The sequence below is a fragment of the Pseudomonas sp. genome, assembly GCF_050739995.1.
Classification (GTDB): Bacteria; Pseudomonadota; Gammaproteobacteria; order Pseudomonadales; family Pseudomonadaceae; genus Aquipseudomonas.
In genome coordinates this window covers 1-12600 of the sequence record NZ_JBOICG010000772.1, presented here as the reverse complement: position 1 = coordinate 12600, position 12600 = coordinate 1, and the positions used below count along the sequence as shown (strand labels likewise).

Sequence of the window (12600 nt, the reverse complement as noted above, 5' to 3'; positions counted from 1 at the left end):
GGGTCAGGGTGTGCTTGGCGAACGCTGCCGGCACACCGGCAGAGCTTGGCACGCCTTGGGTCAACAGGCCGGAACCGGCTTTCACCAGCAGGCTGTCGGAATGGCCGTGGTAGCAGCCTTCGAACTTGATGATGCTGTCGCGGCCGGTGAAGCCACGGGCCAGGCGGATTGCACTCATGGTGGCTTCGGTGCCGGAGCTGACCATGCGCACCATTTCCATCGACGGCACAATGCTGCACACCAGGTCGGCCATCTCGGTTTCCATGGCGGTCGGCGCGCCATAAGACAGGCCGTGTTCCAGTTGCTTGCGCACGGCGTCGAGCACGTCCGGGTGGCTATGGCCGAGGATCATCGGGCCCCAGGAGCCGACGTAGTCCACATAGCGCTTGTTATCTTCGTCGGTGACGTAGGCGCCTTCGGCGTGCTTGAAGAACAGCGGCGTGCCGCCCACGCTCTTGAACGCACGCACGGGGGAGTTCACACCGCCGGGGATGTGTTTCTGGGCATTGGCAAACAGCGTTTCGGAACGGGACATGATTGGGCTCTCTGAAATCAAATCTTGAAAAGGGCGTTGAAGGCACGGGCGCGGCGTGTGACTTCCTGGGTGCTGTCGGCACCAAACAGGCCGTGCACCACGGCGAGCAGGTCGGCGCCGTGGGCCACCAGCGGCTCGGCGTTTTCCAGGGTGACGCCGCCGATCACGCAGATCGGCAACTGCAATCGCGTGCGGGCCTGGGCCAGCATGTCGACGGTAGCCGCGGGTGCGCCGGGCTTGGTGTTGGAATTGAAGAAGCGACCAAAAGCGACATAGCTGGCGCCTTCCTTGGCGGCCTGCTCCGCCAGCTCAATCTGGCTGTGGCAGGTGGCGCCGATGATGGCCTTGGAACCGAGCAGCGCACGGGCCGGCGTCAGCGGGCCATCGGTCTGGCCCAGGTGCACGCCGACGCCGAGGCGTGCGGCCAGTTCGGCGTCATCATTGATAATCAGCTGGGTCTTGTAGCGTGAGCACAGCTCTCGCAACTTTTCGGCCTCACGCAGGCGCCGCGCTTCGTCGCTGCTTTTGTCGCGGTACTGCAACAGGGTCACGCCGCCGTCCAACGCCGCTTCGACGTAGGCGAGGAATTTGCCGGCCAACAGTTGGCTGTCGGTAATGGCATACAGGCCACGTAGTTTCATCGGGCAGGCCTCTTGCTTTTAAGAACAGAAAGTTACGAGCAGAAATCCAGCGGCAGCCGGCGCGGCACGAACTGGCCCTGGCCGAGTTGTTCGGCGTCACGCAAGGTGCGCCAAGTGTAGTTGAGTGCCGATTGCACGGCGCTGACCAAGCCTTCGCCCTGGGCGATCCGACCGGCCAGCGCACTGGCCAGCGTGCAACCCGAGCCATGATAACTGCCGGGCAAGCGCTGGCAGGTAAAGGTCTGGCGCGTACCGTCGCGGCTGTACAGGCGATTGTGCACCTCGTGCTCGTCACCATGGCCGCCAGTGATCAGCAGGTGCTTGATATAGGGCAACAGCTTCTCGGCGCATTCGTCCGCCGTACCATCAGGCAGCTCGGCGAGGATGCGTGCTTCAGGCAGGTTCGGCGTGGCGATCAGCGACAGCGGCAGCAACCGCTCGCGCATCGCGTAGCCGACTTCGTCCTTGCCCAGGCTGCCGCCGCCGCCCGCGCGTAGCACCGGATCGCACACCACCGGCAGGTGCGGGTGCGCCTGCAGCAGTTCGACCACAGTGTCGACCATCGCGGTGGAACCGAGCATGCCCAGCTTGACCGCCGCCACCTCGGAGTCGCTGAGCACGGCATTGGCCTGGGCCAATACCCACTCACGGTCGAGCACGCGGAAATCGCTGACGTTGACGGTGTTCTGCACGGTCAGGGCGGTGACGGCCGGGGCCGCATGACAACCTTGGGCGAGCAGGGCTTCGATATCTGCCTGCAAGCCGGCGCCACCACTGGGGTCGTGGCCGGAGAGACAGAGGACAACGGGGCGAGAGCTGTAGATATTCATGGTGCGCGAGCTTACCACCAAACGCTTTTTGCGTGGCTGTTGGGCGAGGGGGGAATTTCATGCGCGAAAGCCCTCGGAGGCTACCCAGTCGATGGCCAAAAAAATCGCCGAAAGCCGCGATCTAGAGCCTTTCAAAAAATTATTTCAATAGTGTCCAATGGCCTTTACCGGCTATGCTAGAGTGGATCGAAACAACTTACGGTATCGCCGGTATACGTCTACTCAAAAGGAATGGGGGGCTTTTGACATAACCGGACAGGCCACGCTGGGGCTCTATGCGCTATTTGCTGATCTTATTGTTGTGCGGGCTGCCGATGCTCGCCAACGCCGTCGACTTCGATCAGGAGACTCGAAGCCTGCCGCTGGGCCGGGTCATGCAAGTGCTCGAAGACCCCACTAATACCCTCACCATTGCTGAAGTCAGCTCCCCCGCTTACGCCGCCCAATTCAAGACCCACGACAAAGCCACCCTCAATGCCGGCTATTCGCGCTCGGTGTTCTGGCTCAAAGTCGACCTGCATTACGTCGCCAAAGAACCCCGTGCCTGGCTCCTGGAACTGGCCTACCCGCCGCTGAATCATCTGGACCTGTACCAGAACGACGGTACCGGCAACTACCGGCTGACCACCCGCACCGGCAGTGCGTTGCCGTTTTCCAGCCGTGAGGTGCGCCAGAGCAACTACCTGTTCAAGCTCGACTTCGTGCCTGGCCAAAAGGAAACCGTGTACCTGAGGCTGCAAAGCGAGGGTTCGATCCAGGCGCCGCTGACGCTCTGGTCCGGCACCGCTTATTTGGAACAGCAGCCACTGCGCCTGTATGTGCTCGGGGCCATCTATGGTGTATTGCTGGGCATGCTGGTCTACAACCTGTTCATCTACCTGAGCGTGCGTGACACCAGCTACCTCTATTACATCCTCTACATAGCCTCGTTCGGTCTGTACCAATTGTCGGTCAATGGCGTGGCCGTGGAGTATTTCTGGCCGAACGACCCATGGTGGGCGAATGCGGCGGTGCCGTTTCTGATCGGCTCGGCGGCGCTGTTCGGCAGCCTGTTTGCGCGCAGCTTCCTGCACACCGCACAGCATAGCCGTTGGATCAACCGGATGTTGCTGGCGCTGGCGGCCTGCGGTGGGGTGGTGATGGTGCTGGCGCTGCTGACCAGCTATGCGGTGGCCTTGCGCCTGGCGACCGCTCTGGCGCTGGTGTTTACCGTGACCATCTTTGTTGCGGCCATCAAGGCTTGGTTCTGCGGCCAGCGCATGGCGCGTTATTTCATCATTGCCTGGTCGGCGTTCCTGCTGGGCGGGGTGGTCAACACCATGATGGTGCTGGGCTATCTGCCCAATGTATTCCTGACGATGTACGCCAGCCAGTTGGGCTCGGCTATCGAGGTGGCGCTGCTGTCCCTGGCGTTGGCGGACCGTATCAATGGCATGCGCGAGCAGCAGGCGAAAATCCTCTTTGACGCCAGCCAGAAGCTTGAGGTGCTCAACCAGCAACTGGCCCGCAGCAACCGTCTCAAGGATGAATTCCTCGCTACCTTGACCCACGAATTGCGCACACCGATGAATGGTGTGATTGGCTCCCTGGAACTGATGCAAACCGTGCCGCTGGACCACGACTTGGCGCAGTACCAGCAAACGGCGGCCGGTTCGGCGCGAGACATGATGCGCATGGTCAACGGCATTCTCACCCTGACCGAGTTGCAAGCCGGGCGCCTTACCGCCCAACCCCAGACATTCAGCCTGCGTGGCACCCTTGATACCTTACGCCAGCAATTCAGCGCCAGCGCCCAGAGCAAGCGCCTGGAGTTCTCCATTGATGTGGCGGATGAGTTGCCGGACCGCGTGATCGGCGACGCCGGCAAACTCACTCAGTGCCTGGATTGCCTGCTGGACAATGCCTTCAAGTTCACCCACGAAGGCAGCGTGCGCCTGCGCGTGGTAGGTGTGCCTCACGCGGATGGCAGCCTACGCTTGAGCTTTATCGTGACTGACACAGGAATCGGCTTTGCCTTCCTTGATGAGGCCACGCTGTACCAACGCTTCTTCCAGCTCGATGGCTCGACGACCCGAGAATATGGCGGCCTGGGTATCGGTTTGGCGATTTGCCGACAACTGATTGAACTGCTGGGCGGGCGTCTCACCCATCATTCCGAACCGCGTAAAGGCAGCCGGTTCCAGTTGGAGATGGAAGTCGACGGCGTGCCGCCCGAGGTAAGAACCACACCTGCGCGCCAGCGTGCCCCCCAGGATTGCGCGGTGCTATTGGTGGATGACAACAGTGTGGGCCAACTGGCGGTGCGCGGTATGTTGCTCAAGCTCGGTTACCGGGTGAAAAGCGTGGACTGCGGCCCGTCAGCCCTGGCGATCCTGCAAGACGAAACCTTCGATGCCGTGCTGCTGGATGTGCCTGAAGGGGGTTTCTCGTTGTGCTGTCAGATTCGTGCATTGCCGGGATGTGGTGAGCTGCCGGTGATCGCCCTGAGTACCTCGTTGCAGGCACCGGAGCGTGAGCGTTGTCACGGTGTGGGTGTCAGCGACCGTCTAACAAAACCGGTGCGGTTTGACGCGCTGCAGGCGGTGTTGGAGCGTCGCGTGTTGTGCGTGGTAGAGGGCGAAAGCGCCGGGCATTCGGCGCGTATGCCACTTTTTTAAGCGAGCTGACGGTGCTTAACTGAAATTCAGGCCCCAACTTCACGTGGCCTTTATTCCAGGAGGCCCGTCATGAACCTGCATCAGTTCGCCGAAACCCACGACGTCACCAACCAGCCGCCTTCCCTGGACGGCACCAACCTGTATCGCATCGACTTGCCCCTGCAAGACTGGTCGCGCCGCTTTGGTGCCGGTTGGGCGCAGGCGCGGATCGATGCCTACGGTGCGCTGGCGGGTGGGCCGTTGATGGAGGCCGGGTTCTTGGCGAACCAGAACAAGCCGGTGTTCAGCAGTCATGACCGTTACGGCCATCGCATCGACCTCGTGGAGTTTCACCCGGCTTATCATGAACTGATGCGCACCGCCGTCGAACATGGCCTACCGTCGTTGCCGTGGGCTCATCCGCAGCCCGGCGCCCATGTGGCTCGCGCCGCGATGACCTACTTGCACAGCCAGGCCGAAGCCGGCACCGGTTGCCCGCTGACCATGACCTTCGCCTGTGTGCCGGCGCTGCGCCTGCAACCGGACCTGGCGCAGACCTGGCTGCCGAAAATTCTCAGTACCCAATACGACCCGCGTAACATCGGCATCGCTCACAAGGCCGGTGCCACTATCGGCATGGCCATGACCGAGAAACAAGGCGGCACCGATGTTCGCGCCAACACCACCCGTGCTTATCCGGTGGGCGCGGGCGGCCCCGGGCAAGCCTATGAGCTGGTTGGGCACAAGTGGTTCTGCTCGGCGCCGATGTGCGATGCATTCCTGACCCTGGCCCAGACCGACAAGGGCCTCACATGTTTCCTGCTGCCAAGGCATCGCCCGGATGACACGCGCAACGAGTTCTATATCCAACGCCTGAAAAACAAACTCGGCAACTGCTCCAATGCCTCCAGCGAAGTGGAGTTTCGTGGCGCCTTGGCCTGGATGGTCGGTGAGGAAGGTCGAGGCGTGCCGACGATCATTGAGATGGTTGCCATGACCCGCTTCGATTGCATGGTCGGCTCCAGTGCCTTGATGCGCCAGGCATTGACCCAGGCCAGCCATCATTGCGCCCATCGCACGGTCGGTGGCCGCGTGCTGAGTGAACAGCCGCTGATGCAAAACGTACTGGCCGACCTGGCCCTGGAGAGTGAGGCCTCCCTGGCGCTGAGCCTGCGCATGGGGCGGGCTTTGGACCATCTCGATGACGAGCAGGAGGCCAAGTTCGCCCGGTTGGTGACGGCGGTGGGTAAGTATTGGATCTGCAAGCGCGCGCCGGCGATGATCAACGAAGCCGCCGAGTGCATGGGCGGTGCCGGGTATGTCGAGGACAGTATCCTGCCGCGCCTTTACCGTGAGGCACCGGTGAATTCAACGTGGGAAGGTTCCGGCAATGTGCAATGCCTGGACGTGCTGCGGGCGCTGTCCAAAGAACCGGGCGTGCTGGAGGCGTTGTTTGTCGAACTGGGCGATGGTCATGGCGATAAGCAACTGGCGCGGCATATCGAACAGTTGAAGTCCGCGTTCATGGACACCCAGGATATCCAATACCGCGCGCGGCAACTGACCGAGGATATTGCCGTGGGCTTACAGGCAAAGCTGCTGTTGGAGGCGGGGAATGCGGCGGTCAGTGATGGGTTTATTGCCAGCCGTTTGGGTGAGTCGTCCGGTCGAGTGTATGGCACCTTGCCGCGCGGGGTGGATGTAGAAGCCATCGTCGCCCGCTCAACACCAACCCTCTGACCACACTCGGTCAAAAATGTGGGAGCTGGCTTGCCTGCGATAGCGGTCCATCAGCCACAGTATTGCTGACTGACCCACCGCCATCGCGGGCAAGCCCGGCTCCCACAGGGATTGCACCCATCTTGAGAGGTCACTCCAATTCAAAGTTTGCGTCTGACAGGGATACAGGCAAGATAAAGGTCTGCAAGTCAGAACACAGGATGCTTACCGTGACCGAAGCTTTTGTTGTCGTTCAAACCGCTGAAGAAGCCGTGGATCGGCTGGCGGCTCTTCATGAGCGTGCTACCGGCGCGCTCAATCAGGCCCTCAAGCAATACCTCAAGGACCGCGTCGAACCCGACGCCGAACAACGCGCGCTGTTTCGCTACCCTGAATTGCGCCTGACCTACCATTGCCACGGTGAAGTGCCACAGACCACCCGGGCTTATGCCAAGGTCCAGTTGCCGGGAACCTACAGCGTTACCGTCACCCATCCTGCGGCGTTCCGTAAGTATCTGCTGGAGCAACTGGTGCCGCTGATGCACGACTTCACCGTGACGGTGGAAGTGGGCGTCAGCCAGCAGAACATTCCGTACCCCTATGTGGTGGAGCAGGGCGACGAACTGGCCGGCTCCGGCGTTACCGCTGCGACCCTCGCCCGTGTGTTCCCCAGCACCGACCTGTCCGCGGCCACTGACGGTATCGCCGATGGCCTCTACGATTGGGAAAACACTGATCCGCTCCCCCTGGCGCTGTTCGATGCGGCCCGCGTGGACTTTTCCCTGCGCCGCCTGGTGCATTACACCGGCAGCGACTGGCGCCATGTGCAGCCGTGGATTCTGCTGACCAACTACCATCGCTATGTCGACCAGTTCATCTTGCATGGCCTGGAACAACTGCGCAGCGACCCACGCTTTATCCGCATGGTGCTGCCGGGCAACGTGGTGATCGACAAAAGCATGGACCACGGCGAAGCCTCGGCCATTGCGGCGGGCGTGGTCTGGCACCGCTACCAGATGCCGGCCTATCACCTGCAGGCCGCTGACGGCCACGGCGTGACCCTGGTGAACATCGGCGTCGGCCCGTCCAACGCCAAGAACATCACCGATCACTTGGCCGTGCTGCGCCCGCATTGCTGGTTGATGATCGGCCACTGCGGCGGCCTGCGCCAATCCCAGACTATCGGCGACTACGTACTGGCCCACGCCTATATGCGTCGCGACGGGATTCTCGACCGCGTGGTACCGCCGAACATTCCGATCCCGGCCTTGGCCGAAGTGCAGTTGGCGCTTCAGCAGGCGGCGGCGAATGTCACCGGTGAAAAGGGCGAAGAGCTGAAAAAGCGCCTGCGTACTGGCACTGTGCTGACCTACGACGACCGCAACTGGGAACTGCGCTGGGCCCAGGAACGGCCGCTGATCAATCTGTCCCGCGCCGTGGCCGTGGACATGGAAAGCGGCACCATTGCCGCCCAAGGCTACCGCTTGCGGGTGCCTTACGGCACCTTGCTGTGTGTGTCGGATAAGCCACTGCACAGTGAGATCAAGCTGCCCGGTTCGGCCAACGCATTCTATGAGCGTGCGGTCAGCCAGCACTTGAAGATCGGTATCGAGGCCGTGGATTTGCTACGCACCGAACTCAACTCGCTGCACTCACGCAAACTGCGCAGTTTCGACGAGCCGCCGTTCCGCTAAGCGGTTGGGATGGTCATTTAGCGGTCAGGCCACTAGCATTGTCGGTCCTGACCGTTAGATGTTCCTTTGCCATGTCCCGTCCCACCCGTCCTGATTCGCGCCGCCCTGGCGTGAAACCTCCGTATTCCGCAGCGCGGCGTGTCGCCAAGGCGCCACCGGCCGAACCGAAGTTGGTCCTGTTCAATAAACCCTTCGACGTGTTGACCCAGTTCAGCGACGAAGGCGGGCGCGCGACCCTCAAGGATTTTATCGACATCCCCGGCATCTATCCGGCGGGCCGCCTGGACCGTGACAGCGAAGGCTTATTGCTGCTGACCAACGATGGTCAGTTACAGGCGCGGATTGCCGACCCCAAGCACAAGCTGGCAAAAACCTACTGGGTGCAAGTCGAAGGCGAACCCACCGAACAATTGCTGCAACGCTTGCGCGATGGTGTGGAACTTAACGACGGCATGACCTTGCCCGCCGAAGCGCGGCTGCTGGATGAGCCCGAGTTGTGGCCACGCAACCCACCGGTGCGCTTTCGTAAAAGCGTACCGACGTATTGGTTGGAGTTGGTGATTCGTGAAGGGCGCAACCGCCAAGTGCGACGGATGACGGCAGCGGTTGGGTTACCGACCTTGCGTCTGGTGCGGGTACGCATTGGCGACTGGTCGATCGACGGCCTGGATCAAGGTCAGTGGAAGGAAGTACCGGCGCGCTTATAAGGCGCCGGATTCGATCAGGCCGATCACCACGCTCTTGATGATGAACGCTGCCACGCCCAACCCGAGTACGAAAAACAGGATGAACGAGCCAAAGCGGCCGGCTTTGGACTTTTTCGCCAGGTCCCAGACGATAAAGCCCATGAAAATGATCAGGATGGTGACCAGGCCAGTCATCATCCATTCTTCAAACAGGGCGGGGTCGATGTTGTTCATGGGGAGTTTTTCCGACAGGGCAGGCGGGCAGTATAAGGCAGCGTCACTGGCACAACATTGATCTGCATCGCGACGCGGTCAATGTGGGAGCTGGCTTGCCTGCGATGCAGGCAACTCGGTCTTTCAGTTACCCCGAGGTGAGGCTATCGCAGGCAAGCCAGTTCCTACATTCGATCTTCAGTGATTTCAGGTGCGCAGGTGGGTCAGGGGCAGTTCGGTGCTGTTGAGCACCTGGTTGAGCACAAAGCTCGAACGCACACTGGTCACGCCTTCAATGCGGGTCAGGTGGCCCAGCAGCAGCTTCTGATAGTGATCCATATCCGGCACCACCACTTTCAACTGATAGTCAGCGTCCATCCCGGTGACCAAACTGCATTCCAGCACCTGGGGCAGGGTGCGGATGGCTGCTTCGAAGTTCTCGAAGCGCTCTGGTGTGTGGCGGTCCATGCCGATCAGCACGTAGGCCGTGAGGCTCAGGCCCAGCATCTTGCGGTCGAGCAGGGCGACCTGGCGGGCGATGTAGCCGTCGTCCTCCAGTTGCTTGACCCGGCGTGAGCAGGGTGACGGCGACAGGCCGATACGTTCGGCCAACTCCTGGTTGGAGATCCGTGCGTCGCGCTGCAATTCCGCCAAAATACTCAGGTCGTATCGGTCAAGCTTGCTCATTGGGTTGGCCTTTGTCGTAACTATTGCGGTGAATTATCTATGAAGGGTTAAAAATTGCGCAAGCACTGTTTATTGACGCAATCTTCGCAATCATCTGCCGGGCACTCGCGGGTATCGTTATCAACAGAATCACCGCCTGGACAACAGTCCACTTCCAGCGAGCCCAATCAGGCCCGCTGCGGCCGCCGCCCCAGCAGGGTTGAGCCGGCCTCCAGGCTGCACACTGTCCACAAGACGGCGTGAGGTGAGCCAACGTCAAAAGCGTTGAGCCAGGACGAAATTCTCAAGGGGTGGCCGACGGGTCACCCCTTTTTCTTTGCCTGCGCGTTTTACCTGCAAAAATAGATCTTGTGACTGATAACCTGTCTCAGAACCGGGTGAGGCTTTTCCAGTCTCATGTTATGAGGCCGGGTACTCCAGGCCCTAATCCGTAGTGAGGAATAGCATGAAGCGCATCTGGCGTTTGGCAGGTGTAGGTTTGCTGATGGTCACCGTCAGCGCACAAGTGATGGCAGATGATCCGCACTCTGAAGGCGGTGGTCAGCGTGAAAGAGGGGCAGAGGGCGGACGACAAGGCAACGAACAGCCGCGACCGCAGAATAACCAACCGCGTCCGCAGAACAATCAACCGCGCCCGGAAAACAATCAGCCCCGACCACAGAATCAGCATTTCGAGAACAATCCCTCTCGCCCGCAAAATGAGCATTTCGAGCGGCCCGAGCAGCAGGGGCGTGGGCAATGGCAAGGCCGGCCGCAAGGCGCCGAAGCGCCTCGGCCAGCGCCGCAGCCGGCGAATAACCTGCCGATCCAGGGCCGCCCGGACACGGTCCGGCAAACCCAGGAGCCGCGCCAGGGCTACTATCAGGACATCCCACGCCGTAACGATGGCAATCAGCATTGGCAATCGGGCAATGGCCCACGTCCCGGTGGCGGTTTCAATAATGGTCGTCCCGATGACCACCGCTGGCCGGGCCGCCCCGATGGGCATGGCAACGGCTGGGGCCCTGGCCCGCAATACCGCCCGGGCTATGTCGTCGACCGTTTTCCCGACCGCAATTACCGTGTGCCCTACCGTGGCCAGGACTACTTTTTTTCCGGTGGCTACTGGTATCGCCCGCAAGGCCCGCGTTATGTGGTGGTGACGCCGCCGTACGGCATCCGCGTGCATTACCTGCCGGACTACGCACGGGAAGTGTGGGTGGGCAGTGCGTTGTTCTTCCTCGCGGCGGGTGCCTACTACACCTATGAAAGCAGCACCCAACAGTATGTGGTGGTGCAGCCGCCGACGGAGGTGCCAACGCCACCGCCCGCGCCGCAAGGCAATGGTTATGACGTGGTTGCCTACCCGGCCAACGGCCAATCACCGGCCCAGGTGCAACAAGACGGTTACGACTGTTATCGCTGGGCAGTGCAACAAAGCGGGTTCGACCCGAGGACCGTCACCTACGCCCCCGACCCGGCAGTGGTGCAAACCTACCGCCAGGCCCAGGGCAACTGCCTCACCAGTCGCGGCTATCAGGTGCAGTATTAGGTTTTATTGCCCGTGACCACTTCCCGCGGGTCGGCGTGCACCAGCACTTCGGCACGCGGGTAGGCTTGGTGAATGGCATCGGCGGCCTGGTCGCTGATGCCGTGGGCCACAGACAGCGTCAACTCCCCCGGCAACTCCAGATGCAGCTGCACAAACCAATGGCTGCCGGAAATCCGCGTGCGCAAGTCATGGGCACCCAGCACGCCGGGTACACCACGGGCCAGCTCCAGCATGTGCTGGCTCACGTCTGGTGGCAGTTCCTCGTCCATCAATACCGCAAAGCTTTCCCGAGCGATCTGGATGGCGCTCCACAAGATGTAGGCGGCAATCCCCAGGCCGAACCAGGCGTCGACTTGATGGTAGCCAAAACCCGCCAGCACCAGCGCCACCAGGATGCTGCCGTTGAGCATCAAGTCCGAGCGGTAGTGCAGCGAATCGGCGCGCACGGCGTTGGAGCCGGTTTCGCGGATCACCCGGTGTTGCAGCATCAGCAGCGCTACGGTCATCACCAACGAAAAGATGATCACGCCAATGCTCAACCACGGTGCGCCGACGGGCTCCGGGTGTTGCAAACGCTGATACGCCTGGAATGCGATCAACACCGCACTGCCGGCGATAAACAGCGCCTGGGCCATGCCCGACAGGGATTCCGCCTTGCCGTGTCCATAACGGTGGTCGTCATCGGCCGGGCGCAGCGCGTAATGCACGGCGAGCAAATTCAGCAGCGAGGTCACGCCATCCAGCAGCGAATCGGTCAACCCGGCGAGCATACTCACCGAGCCACTGAACCACCAAGCGATGGCCTTGGTGATAATCAGCGCACAGGCCACGCCCACCGAGGCACGGGTGGCCAGGCGCAAGAGCCTGGCGTGTTCGGGACTGCTGGTCATAGACGGGTCGAATCCTTAGGCGGCAGGTTGCAGGCCGAGGGACGCGAGTTGCTGCACGCTGCCCTTGAACTGGATCATGCGTGGGTCATCCAGTGGCAAGCTGCGACCGGTTTCTTTCTGGATGATGGTTTGCAGCTTGGCGTTGTCGACCTTGCCGTCGGCGCCGATGGCTTCGTGGAGTTTCGCCGGATCAACCTGGGCAGTCTTGCCCGGCTCGAAATAGATGGCGCCGGTGGCGAAGTCCACGCCGAATGCGATCAGGCCCGGGATCACATAAAACAGCAGGCCGACGGCGTCGAGCACGGCAATCGCCGGGTCGATCTTGCCGTCGATCTGGCCACGGCGGTCCGGGTAGAAGATCGAACCGCAGGCCGTCAGTTGACTCAACAGGGTGACGGCGAGGACACCGCCAATGACACGGGAAGCGATACGCATGAAACTCTCCTGAACACGTTTTAAGGGTGACTATAAGCTAGTTTTGTCAGGCGCCGACGATCCAATGTGGGCGCTGGCTTGCCTGCGATAACGGTGGGTCAGC

At 61.3% G+C, this 12600-nt stretch carries 12 protein-coding genes; 5 read left to right on the top strand and 7 right to left on the bottom strand.

The annotated features are described in order from the left end of the window. The 3 genes from ACRESD_RS26220 to ACRESD_RS26210 all read right to left on the bottom strand — a co-directional run. Positions 1 to 535, bottom strand: a 535-nt coding sequence (locus tag ACRESD_RS26220; protein WP_431753564.1) for an aminotransferase class III-fold pyridoxal phosphate-dependent enzyme, incomplete at its 3' end; no start/stop codon positions are given. Between the two features lie 17 nt (positions 536 to 552). Beyond that, positions 553 to 1176: a thiamine phosphate synthase gene (thiE, locus tag ACRESD_RS26215; RefSeq protein WP_431753563.1), complete on the bottom strand. Its 624-nt coding sequence runs from the start codon at positions 1174 to 1176 to the stop codon at positions 553 to 555. A gap of 32 nt (positions 1177 to 1208) precedes the next feature. Then, entirely contained in the window at positions 1209 to 2006 is a 798-nt protein-coding gene (locus ACRESD_RS26210; RefSeq protein WP_431753562.1) for a hydroxymethylpyrimidine/phosphomethylpyrimidine kinase, read from the bottom strand. Positions 2007 to 2281: 275 nt separating this feature from the next. On the opposite strand from ACRESD_RS26210, the gene ACRESD_RS26205 reads away from it, so the two are divergent. From ACRESD_RS26205 to ACRESD_RS26190, 4 genes are all read left to right on the top strand, one after another. After that, positions 2282 to 4663: a hybrid sensor histidine kinase/response regulator gene (locus ACRESD_RS26205; RefSeq protein ID WP_431753561.1), complete on the top strand. Its 2382-nt coding sequence runs from the start codon at positions 2282 to 2284 to the stop codon at positions 4661 to 4663. Positions 4664 to 4732: 69 nt separating this feature from the next. Next, a complete protein-coding gene (locus ACRESD_RS26200; RefSeq protein ID WP_431753560.1) occupies positions 4733 to 6382 on the top strand; it encodes an acyl-CoA dehydrogenase family protein in 1650 nt (549 codons plus the stop codon). A gap of 200 nt (positions 6383 to 6582) precedes the next feature. Continuing rightward, positions 6583 to 8055: an AMP nucleosidase gene (gene amn, locus ACRESD_RS26195; RefSeq protein WP_431753559.1), complete on the top strand. Its 1473-nt coding sequence runs from the start codon at positions 6583 to 6585 to the stop codon at positions 8053 to 8055. Positions 8056 to 8126: 71 nt separating this feature from the next. Then, entirely contained in the window at positions 8127 to 8762 is a 636-nt protein-coding gene (locus tag ACRESD_RS26190) for a pseudouridine synthase (RefSeq protein ID WP_431753558.1), read from the top strand. Here the strand turns inward: ACRESD_RS26190 and ACRESD_RS26185 are convergent. Both ACRESD_RS26185 and ACRESD_RS26180 read right to left on the bottom strand, forming a co-directional pair. Beyond that, the gene (locus ACRESD_RS26185) at positions 8757 to 8966 is read right to left on the bottom strand and encodes a DUF2788 domain-containing protein (RefSeq protein ID WP_025999909.1); all 210 of its coding nucleotides are present in this window, start codon (positions 8964 to 8966) and stop codon (positions 8757 to 8759) included. The genes ACRESD_RS26190 and ACRESD_RS26185 overlap by 6 nt on opposite strands. A gap of 195 nt (positions 8967 to 9161) precedes the next feature. Further along, positions 9162 to 9641, bottom strand: coding sequence for an Lrp/AsnC family transcriptional regulator (locus ACRESD_RS26180; protein ID WP_003194418.1), 480 nt, complete (start codon positions 9639 to 9641; stop codon positions 9162 to 9164). 445 nt (positions 9642 to 10086) lie between these two features. Between ACRESD_RS26180 and ACRESD_RS26175 the strand changes: the two genes are divergently transcribed. Further along, the gene (locus ACRESD_RS26175; protein ID WP_431753557.1) at positions 10087 to 11172 is read left to right on the top strand and encodes a DUF6515 family protein; all 1086 of its coding nucleotides are present in this window, start codon (positions 10087 to 10089) and stop codon (positions 11170 to 11172) included. Here ACRESD_RS26175 and ACRESD_RS26170 read toward each other — a convergent pair. After that, positions 11169 to 12062: a cation diffusion facilitator family transporter gene (locus ACRESD_RS26170; RefSeq protein ID WP_431753556.1), complete on the bottom strand. Its 894-nt coding sequence runs from the start codon at positions 12060 to 12062 to the stop codon at positions 11169 to 11171. The two genes, ACRESD_RS26175 and ACRESD_RS26170, sit on opposite strands and share 4 nt — an antisense overlap. Positions 12063 to 12077: 15 nt before the next feature. Further along, the gene (locus ACRESD_RS26165) at positions 12078 to 12497 is read right to left on the bottom strand and encodes a polyribonucleotide nucleotidyltransferase (protein WP_431753555.1); all 420 of its coding nucleotides are present in this window, start codon (positions 12495 to 12497) and stop codon (positions 12078 to 12080) included. Positions 12498 to 12600: the final 103 nt, after the last annotated feature.